This window comes from Nguyenibacter sp. L1 (assembly GCF_035199985.1).
GTDB classification, from domain to species: Bacteria; Pseudomonadota; Alphaproteobacteria; order Acetobacterales; family Acetobacteraceae; genus Gluconacetobacter; species Gluconacetobacter vanlangensis.
Map to the genome: position 1 here is coordinate 670708 of NZ_CP127015.1, position 16912 is coordinate 687619.

Consider the following 16912-nt stretch of genomic DNA (forward strand, 5'->3'; position numbering starts at 1 on the left):
AGCTGATCTATTCCGCCGCCTCGGCCCCGTCGCCCAACGCCGCCGGCACGCGCAGTTCCGGCAGATGGATCGTCGCCTGGCGCACCAGGTTGGCGGAATGCCCGCCCAGCGACACCGCGTAATCGCCGGCCGGCACCACCCATTCCAGCCCGCCGGGATTCCACTGGCCCAGCAAATGCGCGTCGATCCCCACCGACAGGTGCGCCTGCTGCCCCGGCGCCAGTTGCACGCTCCGCCAGCCGATCAGCCGCTTCGGCGCATCCCCCACCCCCGCCGGCAGGTCCAGATAGATCTGCGGCACGTCGCGCCCCGCGCCGCTGCCGTCATTGGCGACGTCGAACGACACCACCAGCCGCGTGCCGTCCCGCGTCACCCGCAGCCCGCCATAGGAAAACTGCGCCCGCAGCGACAGGCCGTAGCCGAAGGGGAACAACGGCGCGACATGCGCCCGGTCGAACGCCTTGTAGCACGACATCGTGAGCTGCGCCGGGGTCTGCCCCCCGGTGAAGGTCGCCGGCAGGCGGCCGGCGAAATCGCGCGCGCCGGTCAGCAGCGCGGCCAGCGCGTCCTGCCCGCCGCCGCGCCAGGCCCAGGCCTGCACCACCCCGTCCACCAGGTCCAGCCACGGCATCGGCCGGTCCGGATCGTCGGACAGCAGCACCACCACCACATGGCCGCCCGCCTCCGCAATCGCCGAGATCAGCCGGTCATCCCCCGCCGCGCCCCCCGCTCCATCGGACAGGATCACCACCCGCTCGGCGTGCGCCACATCCTTCGGCAGATGCGCCGCATCGGGCGAATCGGCCGCCAACCGCACCCCGATTCCCGCCTGGCCGATCGCGGCCGCCAGCGCCCGGGCCGCCTCATGCGTGTTCCCGGCCCCCACGATCACCAGCGGATGCGCCGCGGTGCCGCCCAGCGGCAACACGCCGTTCTCGTTCTGCAACAGCACGGCGCCCTCTCCCACCTCCTCGTCCAGCAACGGATCGCGCGGCGCCCGCGCGCCCCGTCCGGACGCAATGAAGGGCGGCGGCCGCTCGATCACCCCGGCCTGGTCCAGCGGCAGCAAGATATGGTTCGCCATCCGGTCCAGGCGCGCCGCCTGCACCGCGCCCGCGCCCACCGCCCGGCGCAACGGACCACCATAGGGATTGGCGGCGCCCTCCGGCGCGCCCACCAGATCGATCCCCTCGGCCAGCACCGCCCGCGCCGCCAGGTCCTGCCCCGCCTGCCCAGGCACCGCCGGCCCCGCACCCCGCCCGCCGGTCAGCGCGGCGACCAGACCGCCGAATCGCCATCCATCGCGAATCGCATGGAAATCCAGCCCACCGCACCCCGGCTCGCCGACGCCGGGCGACCGGCAGAGGATTCCCGCCCCCCGGGCCCGGGCCACCGCCAGATACAGGCCCAGCATCCGGTCCGCCGACATCCGGCCAACCTGGCCCCCTCCAGGGGCCGCCCCCGCCGTCACGTCCTGCCCGCCGAACAGCGGCACGACATGCCCGGCCAGCAGCCCGCTCGCGACCGCCCCCATCATCCATCCGCTCAGCAGCGGGTCCTCGCCGTCCCGCGCCCGCCCGGCCGAAACCGGCCCCACGCCCTCCAGCGGCGCCAGCGCATGGCCCGCCGCGCGGGCCGCGCGGGCATGGGCCAGCCCCACCCGCCGCGCCAGGCCGGTATCCCAGCCGGCCATCAACGCCAGCGGCGACGGCAGGTCCCGCCCGTCCGGCACCGCCATCCGCAGGGCCGGCAGGCCGACGCGCGGCACGCCCGGCAGGGTGACGATGTCCGTCTCCCCATCCGGCGCCCGCCCGACCACGGCCTGCACCAGCGCCAGCTTCTCCGCCGGGGTCAGCCGCGCGGCCAGCGCCGCGACGCGCGACGGGCGATCGATCTCCCGGACAATCCCCTGGGCAGTCTCCTGGCCACTCCCCTGGGCACCCTCCTGGGCAACATCGCGGCCCGCCCCCCAGGCCGCCGTGACCGCCAGCCCCGTCGCCAATCCCGCCGCCGTCGCCCACCGCCCGATCCAACCCATCCTCGCTCCCCCGGCCGTACCACCCCGGCCGCACACCCCGTCCGCTGTGGCGGAAACGTCGCGAAACGCCGCCGTTCGATCGGGCATCCGATAATCGCTCTTTTCAAGCCATGCGGAACCGGGAAGAAGCAATGGCGCATCGCCGTCGCGCGATTGCGATCAAACCCGGACCACACGCCGTGCCCCTGCCCCTGCTCGCCCTCGCGCTCGCCTCCTTCGGAATCGGCACGACCGAATTCGTCATCATGGGCCTGCTGCCCCAGTTGGCCACCACGCTGGACGTGTCGATTCCCGCCGCCGGCCAGCTTGTATCGGGCTATGCGCTGGGGGTGACGGTCGGCGCGCCGATCGTCGCCATCGCCACCGCGCCGCTGCGCCGCAAGACCGCCCTGCTGGTCCTGATGGCCTTGTTCATCGCCGGCAATTTCTGCTGCGCGATCGCGCCCAACTACGCGCTGCTGATGGCCGCGCGGGTGCTCACCGCCTTCTGCCACGGCGCTTTCTTCGGCACCGCCGCCGTCGTCGCGGCCGACCTGGTCCCGCGTGAAAAACGCGCCCAGGCCCTGTCGCTGGTCTTCGCCGGGCTGACCCTGGCCAACGTGTTCGGCGTCCCTTTCGGCACCGCGCTGGGCCAATGGGCGGGCTGGCGCGCCACCTTCTGGGCCGTCTGCGCGATCGGCGTCGTCGCGCTCGCGGCCATCGCCGCCCTGGTGCATGACGGCCGCGACTACGTGCCGCCGCGCATCCTGACCGAATTGCGGGTGCTCCGCCGCTTCCAGGTCCAGCTCACCATGCTGGTCTCGACCGTCTGCTCGGCCAGCCTGTTCAGCGTGTTCACCTACATCGCCCCGCTGCTGCAAACCCGCGCCGGATTGTCGCCGCACATGGTCACCGTGGCGCTGCTGCTGTTCGGGGCGGGCATCACCATCGGCAACCTGGCCGGCGGCCGCCTGGCGGACTGGAAATTGCTGCCGTCGGTCATCATGACCCTGGTCGCGTCGATCGCGGTGCTCCTGGCCTTCATCCCGGCCAGCCGGTTCCCCGCCGCGTCCATGATGACCCTCTTCCTGTGGGGGATCATCGTCTTCGCGCTGGTGCCCCCCCTGCAATATCGCGTGGTGCAGCAGGCCGCCGAGGCCCCAAACATGGCCTCCACCCTCAATCAGGGCGCGTTCAACCTGGGGAATGCGGCCGGCGCGTGGATCGGCGGCCTGGTCGTGCCCACCGCCTGGTCCTATGGCGGCCTGCCGGTCGTCGGCGCGGTCCTGGCGCTGGCCGCCCTACTGCTGACGGTCTGGGCGCATCTCGGCGAACGGCGCGCCGCCTGAAGCGGGGAAATCAAACAGAAAAAATCCCTGAATTGCGCGAAAATCAACGGGCGGCTTGGCGGGGCTGGCGGGCCGGGATATGAAGACGGCATCGAAAAACGGGACCAGGGCCATCATGACCGTCCGACTGCCATCCGCCGCCGCCTTCCATCTCGTCGCGACGCGGGGCCGCCCGCTGCTGGCGTTGGCGCTGGCTCCGCTCCTGGCCCTCGCCGCCTGCTCCTCGTCGCATCGTGACACCGGCGGCCTGGCCGCGCCGCGCAACCACCTGCTCAGCGAAGACCGCTCGGCCGGCGGCGGCGACGACCAGATCGGCAGCAGCGGCGTCAACGCCTATCTGTGGCGCGGCGCGATCGACACGCTGTCCTTCATGCCCTTCTCCTCGGCCGACGCCGTGGGCGGCGTGATCCTGACCGACTGGTACACCCCGCCGGCCACCCAGAACGAACGCTTCAAGATCACCGCCTATATCCTGTCGCGCAACCTGCGCTCGGACGCGATCCGCATCTCGGTGTTCCGCCAGGTCTTCGCCGACGGCCAATGGACCGACACGCCCGTCGCGCCCAACGTCGTCTCCGACATCACCTCCAGGATCCTGACGCGCGCGCGCCAGCTCCGCGCCGACGGCGGCAAGTAAGCCGCCTGTCCCGTTCGACCATAAGCCTCGACTATAAGATAAGGGGCCGCTCCGCCCCCGGACCGCAGACATGACCGAGAATACGCCCGCCTCCTACGATTTCCGCACGGCCGAGCCGCGATGGCAGGCGGAATGGGACCGAGCGGGCGCCTTCGACGTCCCCGACGTCCCCCCCGCCGACCGCCCGAAATATTACGTGCTCGAGATGTTCCCCTACCCGTCGGGGCAGCTCCACATGGGCCATGTCCGCAACTACACGCTGGGCGACGTGGTGGCGCGCTACAAGCGCGCCCGCGGCTATTCCGTGCTTCATCCCATGGGGTGGGACGCGTTCGGCCTGCCGGCGGAAAACGCGGCGCGCGAACGCGGCGTCCATCCCCAGACCTGGACGCTGGACAATATCGCCGCGATGCGCGGCACGCTGAAGCGGCTCGGCTTCTCCTTCAACTGGGACCGCGAGATCGCCACCTGCCTGCCCGACTATTACGGCAAGCAGCAGAAGCTGTTCCTGGACATGCTGCGCGCCGGCCTGGTCGAGCGCCGCGAAAGCTGGGTCAACTGGGACCCGGTGGACCATACCGTGCTGGCGAACGAACAGGTGGTCGACGGCCGCGGCTGGCGCTCGGGCGCGCTGATCGAAAAGAAGCAATTGTCGCAGTGGTTCCTGCGCATCACCAAATTCGCGCCCGAACTGCTCGACGGCCTGTCCCACCTGCCCCGCTGGCCCGAGCGCGTGCGCGCCATGCAGGAACGCTGGATCGGCCGCTCGGTCGGCGCACGGGTCCGCTTCGCGCTGCACGCCCCCCCGGCGGGCTTCGATACCGACCTGGATTCGGTCGAAATCTTCACCACCCGTCCCGACACGCTGTTCGGCATGTCCTTCCTGGCGGTCGCGGCCGACCATCCCCTGGCCGCCAAGGTGGCGCAGACCAATCCCGACGCCGCCGCCTTCATCGCCGAATGCCGCCGCCTGGGCACATCCGAGGAAGCGATCGAAACCGCCGAGAAGCGCGGCTTCGACACCGGGCTGCGCGTCGCGCACCCCTTCATGCCCGATCGCAGCTTCCCGGTCTGGATCGCCAATTTCGTGCTGATGGAATACGGCACCGGCGCAATCTTCGGCTGCCCCTCCGGCGACCAGCGCGATCTCGATTTCGCCAATAAATACAATCTATTAGTCACGCCGGTCATCCTTCCGCCGGGCGCGGAAAACACAACTTTCTCCACAACGGACAAAGCCTGGGACGGCGACGGCACCCTCATCAATTCCGGCTTCCTCGACGGCCTCGACAGCACCACCGCCAAAGCCGAAGCCATCGCCCGCCTCGAAGCCATGGGCGTCGGCCGCGGCGTGGTCAATTGGCGCCTGCGCGACTGGGGCATCTCCCGCCAGCGCTACTGGGGCTGCCCGATTCCCGTCATCCACTGCCCCGCCTGCGGCGCGGTCCCGGTCCCCGACGCGCACCTGCCCGTCGTCCTGCCGGAAGACGTCACGTTCGACCGCCCCGGCAACCCGCTGGACCATCACCCGACCTGGAAACACGTCGCCTGCCCGAACTGCGGCGCCGACGCGACGCGCGAGACGGACACGTTCGACACGTTCGTCGACAGTTCGTGGTATTTCGCGCGCTTCACCGCCCCGCACGCCGCAACCCCCACAGTGCGTGGCGCCGCCGATGGCTGGCTGCCGGTCGATCAATATATCGGCGGCATCGAGCACGCGATCCTGCACCTGCTCTACGCCCGCTTCTTCACCCGCGCGATGCATGAAACCGGCCATGTCGGCCTGAACGAGCCGTTCGACGGACTGTTCACCCAGGGCATGGTGAACCACGAAAGCTACCGCGACGCCGACGGCCAATGGCTGTATCCGAACGAGGTCGAACGCACCGCCGACGGCGCAAAACGCCGCGACACCGGCGCACCCGTCACGATCGGCCGCGTCGAAAAAATGTCCAAATCCAAGCGCAACACGGTGGCGCCGGTCGCCATCATCGAACGCTTCGGCGCCGACACCGCGCGCTGGTTCGTCCTGTCCGACAGCCCGCCGGACCGCGACATGGAATGGACCGAGGCCGGCGTGTCAGGGGCCGCACGCTTCCTGCAGCGTCTGTACCGCACCATCCGCCAGGTTGCCGAAACGGTCCCGGCGGCGGACGCCGTCATCCCCCCCTCGGCGGCAGCCGACGCATTGCGCCGCACCACCCACCGCACCATCGCCGCGGTAACCGAGGCGCTGGAAAGCTTTGCGATCAATGTCGCGGTGGCGCGCCTGCACGAGCTGACATCGGCTCTGGCCGATTCCGAACGCGCCCCGCAAGACGAAGGCATGGACCATGCCCGCCGGGAAGCCGCATGCGCGCTCTGCCTATTGACCGCGCCTATGGTCCCCCATCAGGCGGAAGAGATGCTGGCCCTGCTGGAACCCGGGCAAGCACCCGCGGTCAACCGCGCCTGGCCGATCGCCGAGCCTGAATTGCTGGTGGCACGCCAGGTCACGATCGCAGTACAGATCATGGGCAAGTTACGCGGAACCGTGGACGCCGCGCCGGACGCCCCAGCCGATGACGTCATCGCGCTGGCCGAGAACGAACCCAACGTCGCACGGCTTCTGGAAGGCAAGCGTATCGTCAAGCGTATCCATGTGCCGAACCGGATCATCAATTTCGTAGTCGCGGGCTGACCGAATGAATGGCTCCTTCCGCCTCCGCCCATCCTCCCCTTGCCGTGCAGCCCGCACGGGGGTTGTGGCTGCGGCCCTTCTCGGACTGGGCGGATGCGGGTTCCAGCCGCTTTACGGATCATCCGACACCCATCCGATGGCCGGAGGCACCATTCCTCAGAAGCTGCAGCAGGTTTATGTCGCCAGTATCCCCGAACGGTACGGGCAGGAATTGCGGCTGTTCCTGCAGCAGGACATGGCCGGTGCGGAGGCAGAGAATCCCAGTCTCTACACGCTTCGCGTCAGTTCCTACGTGATGAACGAGGCCATCGACATCCACCAGGACAATACGTCCGGCCGTACGCGGGCCACCGCCCATGCACACTGGGCACTCTACACGGTCGCCCCCAGCCCGGTGCTGCTGACGCAAGGCGATGCCCAGACGGTAGACGGCGAGAACGAGACGTTCGAACAATATTTCGCCCAAAACCTGAACCAGGCGACCCTGGGGCGGCGTGTTGCCAATACGATCGCCGATCGCATTACCCAACAGGTGGCGATCTGGTTCCGCACCCACGCCCAGCCGGCGCAGCGCGTGGCGGCGCCACGCCCCGTCTATATCGATCCGACGGTCATGCCGAATTCGAACAATGACTTCCCCGCGCAATCGGTAGGCGAGGACGGCATGCCCGCAGTCGCTATCGGCCGTTCTCAGCCCAACCCATCCGGCGCATCAGACGCCGAACCGCAAAACGGGACGATCAACAGCCAGTGAAGATCGACGCCCGCTCGGTCGCGCGTATCCTGCGTGAACCTGGTGCATTGCGTGCCATCCTGCTGCACGGCGACGACACCGGCCTGATCCGCGAACGCGCCCGCCAGGCGGCGACGGCTATCGCTCCACAGTTGGACGACCCGTTCCGTGTCGTTATTCTAGACCGCGATGCGCCAGAAAGGCTTGAAGAGGAAATCTTCGCCCTGTCTCTGACCGGCGGCCGCCGAGTCATCTGGATTCGCGAAGGCGGCGATTCCCTAGCCAACCCACTGAAAACCAGCCTGTCCCAGTCGTCGGATACGCTAGTCGTCATAGAAGCCCCCGGCCTGGCTGCACGCTCACGTCTGCGCAGCCTGATCGAAGCCCATGCGCAATGTGCCGCGATCGGCTGCTATCCCGAGGAAGGACGCGCACTGGAAGCGTCAGTCCGCCAGATGCTGGCCGAGGAAGATATCCGCATCAATCCCGACGCGCTTGCATGGTTTGCCAGTCAACTGGGCCCCGACCGCGCCGCCACACGGGGAGAGGTCGAGAAGTTGGTGCTCTATGCCGGCCGAGGCGGCCAGCTTTCACTGGACGATGTTCGGGCCTGCATCGGCGACGCAGCGGGAGTCTCACTTGAGGACGCAGCCTTCGCCGCCACTGTGGGCGATCGGGCCGGGGCCGATCTAGCGATCGAGCGTGCATTGGCCGAGGGAACGAGTCCGATTGCGATTGCACGTGCTTTACTATCGCACCTGCACCGACTGCGCCGCGCCCGCATTGCCATGGATGGCGGTCAAAGCCGCGCGGACGCCATGCGCGCTCTGCGTCCTCCCGTCTTTTTCAAGCGCACCGAAGCGTTTGGCCAGGCCCTATCATTGTGGACTACCGACCGGCTGATGGAGGCCGCCATGCAGACCCAAGCCCTTGAGCGAGACTGCAAGCAAACCGGCGCACCGGATCTGACTCTCTGCCGCCGCCATATCGCCCGTCTGGCGTCGACCGCCAGGCTGCCGCGCCGAGGACGCTAATGCTTCCTACGGTCGCACGACGCTTGCCCTCGCCTCATCGATCGGCTACAGAAAACCAAGTGTGTCCGCGTAGCTCAGCAGGATAGAGCACAGGATTCCTGGTTCAAATTGGGCGTCATGACGGGAAACCCCATGACGGATCCGCTCAAATTCGGGGAACGCTCTGACCGTGCGTCGTGCCAATCCCGAGCCAAGCCCGGCTTTGCCGGGACGGTGTAGAGACTGGACGGGCGGCGCCTGTCGGCCTTTGGGCCTATGGCGAAGGGACAGTCCAGACCACGAACGCCATCACCGATGGCGGCGGTGAAAGCCGAAGTGGGATGAATCCTGGGGCCGTGGGTTCGAATCCCGCCGCGGACACCACACTTTCTTCAAAGTGTTCTGCTGTTATTTGCTTTTTGATGCCGGCATCGCGCCTTAGTGTTACCGTTTCTCGGCGCAAAAAAGCCGGTGATCGAGGCGTTTCTCCGTGGACACACAGGACGGAAGCTGTTTTGGTCAAATCAAGTGTGACGACAGCAACGCCTCTGAGGTATTTATGGCGGTGAGTTGGAGAGTTGGCTGACGCCATGAACATTCAAAAAAAAAACAACGTCTGCTCGCCGGTCCGACTGTTTGACAATCCCTGGCTCGAACGACTGACTTTCATTTCGTTTACGACTTTCCTGGCCGTATGGTTGCCGATCGTGTTGACGGTCTGCATCGGCGCAATATGGCATGCACGCTCCATGTCGTCGTTTATCGCGCTCGGCCTTCTCGGGCTGATGACATGGTTTTTGTTCGAATATTGCGTGCATCGTTTTCTTTTTCATTTCAAAGCCAGAACTCCAAAAGGAAAAACGTTCATATTCCTAGTGCATGGCAACCACCACGCCCAACCGAACCACCCATTGCGAAGCCTGATGCCCTTCGGCGCCTCGCTTCCCCTGGCCGTGGTCCTTGGAGCGCTGGTCGTCGGAGTTGCCGGTCTGGAACACGGGCTCGATTTCCTGTCAGGTTTCCTGGCGGGCTATGTCTGTTATGACGTAACGCACTACGCGTGCCATCATTTCAAGGCTCAGAACAAGATCTTCATGATGATCAAGCGTCATCATTTGCTTCATCATTATCAAGACCCAGACATGAATCACGCGATTTCTCTGCCCATTCTGGATAAGATATTCCTCACGCTTCATAAAAATAAATAGAAACTACGACGCAACGCCATAAGCCCACACATTGATGACCACGCACGTCGACCCCGATTGTCTCATATGGCTCGACGGACGCAATTATGGCCGAAAAGGCGGAACCGGTGTTGCGACATACGCCACGGCGCTTGCCGACGCTCTTGTCGCGATGAACATGCCCCCGTCCATCCTGCTGGAACAGGAAGAACCTGCCCGCTCTTCCGGGCGTACGACGCCCCTGCCCCTTCTGCGGGCACTCCACGCACGACCGACCGTGCGGCGCCTCGGTCCCACGTCGCTGCTCAGCCGTGATCTATATCGAAGCGCCCATGTCCATTTCGGATTGCGCCGCCGTTTCATGCCACTGCGCACGCCACATCCACCGCGAATGATCCATTGGACCTATCCCCTTCCTCTGCATTTGGAGGGGACCCTGAACATAACCACCATCCACGACCTGATCCCTCTCACTCATCCGCACCTGACCGGCATCGACTCCAAGCGCTTCCGGCGGCTGATCAACGAAGCCGTCATACGGGCGGATGCGATCATTACGGTTTCGGAAACCGTCAGGCGGCAAATCATCGAACGGCTGGGCCCCCCTCCCGACAAGATCACAAATCTGTCCCAGCCCGTGGAATTTTCGACAGATCAATTGACCGAAATCGCCGGGGTCCCCCCGATCGCCGCGGACGGGGCGTTCATCTTTGTCGGACGCATTGAGGCGCGCAAGAATATCGACCGCCTGCTGAAGGCACATGCCCGGTCGAGAACACGCACGCCGCTCATCCTGATCGGGCCCGATGGGGATGACGCTCCGGACCTGTCATCCCGTGCTCCGACAAGCACCGTCATTCGTATTCCATGGATCGACCGGATCGGTCTGCTGCGCACGCTCATGGGGGCCAAGGCTCTTCTGTTCCCGTCCCTTGCGGAGGGCTTCGGCCTTCCTATCCTCGAAGCGATGGCGCTTGGCACGCCCGTCATGACGTCGCGGGGCGGAGCAACGGAGGAAATCGGAGGCGATGCCGCGCTGCTGGTCGATCCGTATGATATCGATGCCATGGCGGACGCAATCGCGCGGCTGGATACGCCCACGAAAGACGGCGACCTGCCGCGGTCCCTGATCGTCAAGGGACATGCACGCCGCAGAGCGTTCTCTCGAGAGAATTTCCGCAACGCGCTCGGCACATTTTATCGGCAAATCGGCTTCGATCGCGATGCAGGCCAATGAATTATTGATCAAACATGAGCCGTTTCGTCAGGCCATTCTACCCATCACCAAATCCAAGATCAGACGATGCAGTTCCGCCGGGGTCAGCGCCTGTTCGCAAGGCTGCGCGCGGCGGCAATCCCCTCCGGAGCGCAGGACGACATACGGGGTGCCGCGCTCTTCGCCCGGAGAGAGCATCCCCCGGATAGACGGCCGGTGATCCCCAAAGAAAACCAGCAGATAGCTGCGCCCCGTCTTGTCCAATGCCGTCCGCAGTTCGTCCAGCATCCGGTCGCTGTTCGCAAGATGGCCAAGATAGGACGCCAGCGATTCACGCGCGCTGCGTCCCGGCCACGGTCCATGATTTTCCATCGTGACGGCATAGAAGAAAGACGGTTCCGTGGCCTTCTCAACAAGATGGCTGAGATAAGCCGCCACCGCCCGATCCTCGGGATAGGGCATGGCCGGGGACGCCACGTGGGGAAACGCCTCTCGTCCGGCGACCTGAGAAAAGCCGATCCACGGCATGAGCCGGTCGCGGCGATAGAACGAGAGCGCGTGAGGGTGCACGAAAAACGTCCGATAGCCCGCTCTGCCCAATCTATAAGGGAGAGCATATACACGATCCCGCATTGCCGTCAGAAACGGATCATAACGGCGGAAACCCAATTCTTCTTCCGACCGCCCGAACAGCAATCCGTATTCGGTTCGCATCGTATAGGCGCCGAAGCCGCTGACCAGGAGGTCCCCCTGGAAATCCGCATCGCGCCGTGCCCGCTCAAGCCCCGGTAACCGCATCGCCCGGTCGACCGCCGGGATCGGCAACCTGGTTGGATCCGCAAAGGATTCACACTGCACGACCACCACGATCTCTGTCGATGGTCGCTGCCCATGGTCGGCATCGCCGTGTTTCCCGTCACCGGGCGGCGCCATGTCGGCCTGCCCCAGCCAGCGTCGCCAATAAAGAAACAGTGTCGCCGGCATTCCCATGCGCACGATATCGGCCCTGAGATCAGGGACCGGCGCAAGCTTCTCCTCGGGGATCAGGGTCAGAGCGGCCACGGAGAGCAAGAAGACCGCCAGCCCCTCCAGATGCGGCCGAAGCGCAAGGTTGACGGCACGGATCAGCAATGCCGCGCCGACCGGCAGGGCCAGCAGAAAACCCAGCTTTAAATAGCCGGGCAGAGCAAAGACGTAGAATTGGGGCGCCTTCAGCAGGTTCAATCCCGCAACGATATCGGAGAAGACCACGGGCTCGCCCAACAGCGCAACCTTGATCCTTGAACCGACCCGAACCGCGACGAGCAGCAGAATACTGACGGCGCTTCCGACCGAGGATGCCCCCGTTACCGCAAGTCCGGCCGACCAGAATACCGCGCAGATCAGGCAATCGATGATCAGCCGCCAAACCAAGAAGCGTCCCGCCCTCATGCGGGTCCCGAACAGCTCCACGAAACAGAATACGACGGCGGTACAAAAAAAAGCCAATGCCATCAGATCATATCCACGAATTCGACGTAACGAAATTCTTGCATTTTTATTTTTCTGCGATGACTGCCATACATAAAATTGTCCTATAATAATTCTGGTCGCAGGTCGACTGACGGGCCGGGGCTTGCATTCATGGCGGCTTGGGCCGATCCTGATTCGAATATGACCCGCACGGCGCAAAGCGAAAAACGATGATCCCCCTTCCGTCCGGGGCGAACATGGCGTTGTCAGTCCTCTATCCGCGCGAAGGCTTTCTCCGTGCGCCGCCTTTCACGACGAACGTGCCTCCGCTCTCAGTGCCCTGTCACACGGGCCCCGAAGCCGATTCGGTCGGCGTCGTCCCGCCGGAGCTTGCCACGACGATCTGCCAGGCCCGGATCGGCGGGAGTTTCTGGGCCCCTCGCCCTTCGTTCGGCCGCCCGATCATCTTGGCACTGTGTTCCCGCGTCTCGGCGCAAGCCGCAGAACGGTTCGTAAGCGGCCTTATGCGCCGCTTCCCGGCGCAGGCACTCCTGCTGGTGACCGCGGCGGCCAACCATGGCGCGCGCCGTCTTGCGCGACGGACCGGCATCGCCGAATTCCTGCTACCCGCCGACCCGCACGGCCTTCTGGATCACGCGGAAGAAATCCATCAACTGGGTCCGGGGGATATCGCCATCCTCGGCGCGCTGCGCGGGCTGCCCACCCGCTGGTATGCACGCCCCCAGGATACGGACGGGCATGTCCTGATCGACCAAGACATCCGAACGGGCCTTGCCCAAGCCTATCGCTATGTCGACCCCTTCACCGGCATGCCGGCGACTCTGGCGGCGACGATCGATCTTCTGCTGCTTTGGAAAGATATTCTGACCCAGAATCGGAAGATCGCCCTGTGCGGCGGCATGTCGCTATGGAAACGTCGGCGGATGGCCCGCTTCTTTTCGTCCGCGCCCGGGCATCCGCCATTCGGGAACCATGTTTCCGCCGCCGTCAGGGCGTCTCTCGCCCATGGTGGCACGCAAGCGATCGCGGCCTGGGCCACGCGTATTCCACATCGGCTGGAAACCACGATCCGCCGCGAGGAAGTGCCCCTTTGGCGCGTCGAGGACGGGTTTGTCCGTTCGGTGGGGCTGGGCAGCGATCTCAGAACGCCGGCATCGATCATCCTGGATAAGCGCGGCATCTATTACGACCCGCGTCAGCCCAGCGATCTCGAGCATATCCTGGCCACCACGCCGTTCGACGATCGGATCAGGCAACGCGCGCGAACGATCATCGACCGCCTGGTTCGTGACGGAATATCGAAATACGGGCGTAGCGCGGGTGGCGGCTCTCGCCCCGATTGGCCAGCGCAAACCAGCCGCACGGTGATTCTGGTACCGGGCCAGGTCGCGGACGACCTGTCGGTCCGCTGCGGCGGCGGCGAGATCCAAGGGAACCTCGCGCTGCTTCAAGCCGTTCGGGAACGCAATCCCGCCGCATTCGTCATTTACCGACCGCATCCGGATGTCGATGCCGGACATAGGGAGGGACGACTGGACGACGCCATCATTCGCCGATATGCCGACCATGTCAGCCGCGGGGGAGCGATCACCGCGACCGTGAGTCATGTCGATGAAGTCCATACGCTGACGTCGCTTGCCGGTTTCGAGGCTCTGCTGCGCGAGATCAAGGTCGTCACCTATGGCGTGCCCTTCTATGCCGGCTGGGGACTGACGATCGACAGGGGGATTATTCCCGCCCGGCGGAACAGGACTCTGACAATCGAGGAACTCGCCGCGGGCACCCTGCTGATCTACCCGCGCTACCTAGACCCGGTGACGGAACTACCGTGCCCCTTGGAGACGTTACTTTCTCGTCTCGGTGACGAAAAATTGTGGAGGCCGACCCCGCTGATGCGCGTACGCCGTTTGCAGGGACGCATGAAAACGCTGATCGCCGCGGGCCGACGGCGCCAGGCATATAAAAATCAAGGATCGGAACGGCCGGCATGATGATATCGCGATCGACATCGGGCAAAAGCACACCACGCCGCTTTTTGCTGCTTCAGGGTCTGATGGGGCCGCTGTTCCGCCGGATCGGCATTGCGCTACAGGCAGCGGGACACGAAGTCCATAAAATAAATTTCAATGGCGGGGACAAGCTGTTCTGGCGCCTCGGCGGCGATATCGATTATCGCGGCGATCTCGGCCGCTGGCCGGATTTCGTGGCACAGGTCATCCACCGCCACAACATTACCGACGTGCTGCTGTTCGGCGATTGCCGTCCCCTGCACCGCGCGGCCATCGCGGTCTGCGGCAGGCTGCATATTCCCGTCCATGTCTTTGAAGAAGGATATATCCGTCCGGACTGGGTTACCCTGGAACTCGGGGGGGTGAACGGGCATTCCACCCTGCCGCGCGATCCCGACTGGTATCGCACGCAGGCAGCCTTCCTGCCGTCGGCCCCCGTCAACAATCCGGTGCCGTCATCCTTCCGCCGCCGCGCATCCGAGGCGATTGCCTATAACGCGGCCGATATTCTGTCCCGCTGGTATTTCCGTCACTGGAACGACTATCGTCCCTGGCATCCCTGGCGCGAGGGAATCAGTTGGCTGCGCCGCCTGCGCCAGCGCGACGCCGCCCAGGCCCGCACGGCCGAAACGATCGCGGAAATCGATCGTTCGGGACGGCCCCATATGCTGTTTCCGCTTCAGTTGGACGCGGATGCGCAGGTGCGCCTGCATTCGCCGTTTCGCAACATGGAAGAGGCTATCCGAGAGGTCATCGGCAGCTTCGCGGCGCATGCGCCGGCGGATCTGTGGCTGCTGGTCAAGGAGCATCCGCTGGATAACGGGATGCGCGACTGGCGTGCGCTGGTAACCGACCTCGCGGCCCGTGCCGGGGTTGGCGACCGGGTACGCTATCTCGAAACGGGCGACATCGCGCTGCTGGTCCGGCCGGCCAAGGGCGTGGTCACGATCAACAGCACGACCGGCACCCTGGCCCTGGCGTCGAACGTTCCCGTCATCACCCTGGGTGAAGCGGTCTATGACATACGCGGCGTGACCCATCAGGGCAGTCTGGCGGAATTCTGGAACAATCCTGAACAGCCGGACGCGGCGACCTTCGCCGCGTTCTGCCGCGTTCTGATCGATCGATGCCTGATAGCCGGCGGATTCTTCTCGGAAAAGGCGTTGTCCACCGTGGTCGCGGGCGCCGTCGAGCGGATCGAGCGGGCCACATACCGCACGCGCACCGAAGGCCTCTCCAGCGCCGTCCCGCTGGAATCAGAAACGGCCCGCATCGAACGCGTCGTCATTCGCGGCGCCGGCTGAGCGTACCGGATCGTTGCACGCCATGCTTCCCATCTTTCTGGATGTCTCGCGCCTCCTGTCCCGCGCCGGGGCGTCCGTTCCCACGGGCATCGACCGGGTCGAAATCGAGTACGCCACCTTTCTGCTGGACGCCTATCCGCAGCAGACGCATTTCGTCGCCTATCATCCGATCGCCGGCCTTTCCCATCTTCCGTTCCAGCGCACCGCTTCATTCGTGCAGGACCTGGCGAATATCTGGCAGCATGGCGCGTCCCAGGCCGCTTCCATGATCTGGCGGGCCCGCCGCCTGCTGCATCGCGCGCCGCTGGAGCGGCGGCCGGGGCCGGCCGGCGGGGTCTATCTTTTACTGTCTCACCATCATTTGATACAGACTGGCGCCATCGAACGGTTCATCGTCCGGTCCGGACTGCGTTTCGTGCCGATGGTCCACGACCTGATCCCGATAGAATTTCCCGAATACGCGCGGCCCCGCGAACCGGCGCGCCACACAAGGCGCATCCGCACGGTCGCGCGCCTGGCCGACGGCGTCATCGTTCCGTCGGCCTATGTCCGGGACGGGCTGCGGCCCTTCATGACGGAACAAGGCAACGACCGGCCGATCGAGATCATCCCCCATGGCTTGCATATCCATGTCGCCGCACAACCGGCCGCCGCCACGGCGTCTCGAGACGATCCGCCTTATTTCGTCTGTCTCGGGACCATCGAGCCCAGGAAAAACCATCTTCTGCTGCTCAATATCTGGCGCCGCCTTGCCGAGACGCATGGAACGCGCGCGCCGAAACTGATCCTGATCGGCAAGCGCGGCTGGGAAAACGAAAATATCATCGACATGCTGGAACGCTGCCCCGCTCTGCAGAATCTGGTTGAAGAGCACGGTTCGGCGTCGGACCGCGACGTCGCAACATATCTTTCGCGCGCGCGCGCGCTCCTTCTCCCGTCCTTTACCGAGGGGTACGGTCTTCCGCTCGTCGAGGCCCTGGCACTGGGCGTGCCGTGCATCTGCTCGGACGTCCCTGTGTTCCGTGAAGTCGCCGGCGACAGCGCGACCTATATCGATCCTATCGACGGGCCAGGCTGGCAGGCCGAGATCGAACGCAGGAGTTTCGAACGTCCTGCCCTCGGATCGTCCCCTCCTCCGCCCGAACGCATCAGCCGCAAGTGGCATGATCAAGCGGCCCGGGGCGTCGCCTTCGCCCTCGACATCGCCGCGGGGCAGAGCGATCACCACGCCCGCGTCGCACTATCTCCTACACGATTTCTCCCGCTTATACGGGTTGCTGACCCGGTTTAA

Annotated in this window: 12 protein-coding genes; 10 read left to right on the forward strand and 2 right to left on the reverse strand. The window is 65.3% G+C overall.

Going from position 1 to position 16912, the window contains the following annotated elements; translation table 11 throughout:
- Positions 1-7: 7 nt before the first annotated feature.
- The gene (locus QN315_RS02995) at positions 8-2125 is read right to left on the reverse strand and encodes a glycoside hydrolase family 3 C-terminal domain-containing protein (protein ID WP_323991434.1); all 2118 of its coding nucleotides are present in this window, start codon (positions 2123-2125) and stop codon (positions 8-10) included.
- A 92-nt stretch (positions 2126-2217) separates the two neighbouring features.
- Between QN315_RS02995 and QN315_RS03000 the strand changes: the two genes are divergently transcribed.
- From QN315_RS03000 to QN315_RS03030, 7 genes are all read left to right on the forward strand, one after another.
- On the forward strand, positions 2218-3366 hold the full coding sequence (locus QN315_RS03000) for an MFS transporter (RefSeq protein WP_323991435.1): 1149 nt from the start codon (positions 2218-2220) through the stop codon (positions 3364-3366).
- Between the two features lie 115 nt (positions 3367-3481).
- Entirely contained in the window at positions 3482-4003 is a 522-nt protein-coding gene (locus tag QN315_RS03005) for a DUF3576 domain-containing protein (RefSeq protein WP_323991436.1), read from the forward strand.
- Positions 4004-4073: 70 nt separating this feature from the next.
- On the forward strand, positions 4074-6686 hold the full coding sequence (leuS, locus tag QN315_RS03010; protein WP_323991437.1) for a leucine--tRNA ligase: 2613 nt from the start codon (positions 4074-4076) through the stop codon (positions 6684-6686).
- A 64-nt stretch (positions 6687-6750) separates the two neighbouring features.
- Entirely contained in the window at positions 6751-7440 is a 690-nt protein-coding gene (locus tag QN315_RS03015; RefSeq protein ID WP_323991438.1) for a hypothetical protein, read from the forward strand.
- Positions 7437-8453 carry a DNA polymerase III subunit delta gene (gene holA, locus QN315_RS03020; protein ID WP_323991439.1) on the forward strand — a complete coding sequence of 339 codons (1017 nt, stop codon included), beginning with the start codon at positions 7437-7439 and terminating at the stop codon, positions 8451-8453. Before QN315_RS03015 ends, holA begins: the two co-directional genes overlap by 4 nt.
- A gap of 557 nt (positions 8454-9010) precedes the next feature.
- Positions 9011-9640, forward strand: coding sequence for a sterol desaturase family protein (locus QN315_RS03025; protein ID WP_323991440.1), 630 nt, complete (start codon positions 9011-9013; stop codon positions 9638-9640).
- A 34-nt stretch (positions 9641-9674) separates the two neighbouring features.
- The gene (locus QN315_RS03030) at positions 9675-10856 is read left to right on the forward strand and encodes a glycosyltransferase family 1 protein (RefSeq protein WP_323991441.1); all 1182 of its coding nucleotides are present in this window, start codon (positions 9675-9677) and stop codon (positions 10854-10856) included.
- 27 nt (positions 10857-10883) lie between these two features.
- On the opposite strand, the gene QN315_RS03035 is transcribed toward QN315_RS03030, so the two are convergent.
- Positions 10884-12329 (reverse strand): LTA synthase family protein, encoded by a 1446-nt coding sequence (locus QN315_RS03035; protein ID WP_323991442.1) that lies wholly within the window; start codon positions 12327-12329, stop codon positions 10884-10886.
- 188 nt (positions 12330-12517) lie between these two features.
- On the opposite strand from QN315_RS03035, the gene QN315_RS03040 reads away from it, so the two are divergent.
- The 3 genes from QN315_RS03040 to QN315_RS03050 are packed head-to-tail and all read left to right on the forward strand — an operon-like array spanning position 12518 to position 16912.
- Positions 12518-14299 carry a beta-3-deoxy-D-manno-oct-2-ulosonic acid transferase gene (locus QN315_RS03040; RefSeq protein ID WP_323991443.1) on the forward strand — a complete coding sequence of 594 codons (1782 nt, stop codon included), beginning with the start codon at positions 12518-12520 and terminating at the stop codon, positions 14297-14299.
- Positions 14296-15621, forward strand: coding sequence for a capsular biosynthesis protein (locus tag QN315_RS03045; RefSeq protein WP_323991444.1), 1326 nt, complete (start codon positions 14296-14298; stop codon positions 15619-15621). The genes QN315_RS03040 and QN315_RS03045 overlap by 4 nt, the downstream gene beginning before the upstream one ends.
- Positions 15622-15643: 22 nt before the next feature.
- Entirely contained in the window at positions 15644-16912 is a 1269-nt protein-coding gene (locus tag QN315_RS03050; protein ID WP_323991445.1) for a glycosyltransferase family 1 protein, read from the forward strand.

Bases quoted from the DNA above. Each gene is read 5' to 3' on its own strand.
- QN315_RS02995 (WP_323991434.1), bottom strand. From the start codon at position 2,125: ATGCCCGATCGAACGGCGGCGTTTCGCGACGTTTCCGCCACAGCGGAC.
- QN315_RS03005 (WP_323991436.1), top strand. From the start codon at position 3,482: ATGACCGTCCGACTGCCATCCGCCGCCGCCTTCCATCTCGTCGCGACG.
- leuS (WP_323991437.1), top strand. From the start codon at position 4,074: ATGACCGAGAATACGCCCGCCTCCTACGATTTCCGCACGGCCGAGCCG.
- QN315_RS03030 (WP_323991441.1), top strand. From the start codon at position 9,675: ATGACCACGCACGTCGACCCCGATTGTCTCATATGGCTCGACGGACGC.
- QN315_RS03035 (WP_323991442.1), bottom strand. From the start codon at position 12,329: ATGGCATTGGCTTTTTTTTGTACCGCCGTCGTATTCTGTTTCGTGGAG.
- QN315_RS03040 (WP_323991443.1), top strand. From the start codon at position 12,518: ATGATCCCCCTTCCGTCCGGGGCGAACATGGCGTTGTCAGTCCTCTAT.
- QN315_RS03045 (WP_323991444.1), top strand. From the start codon at position 14,296: ATGATGATATCGCGATCGACATCGGGCAAAAGCACACCACGCCGCTTT.
- QN315_RS03050 (WP_323991445.1), top strand. From the start codon at position 15,644: ATGCTTCCCATCTTTCTGGATGTCTCGCGCCTCCTGTCCCGCGCCGGG.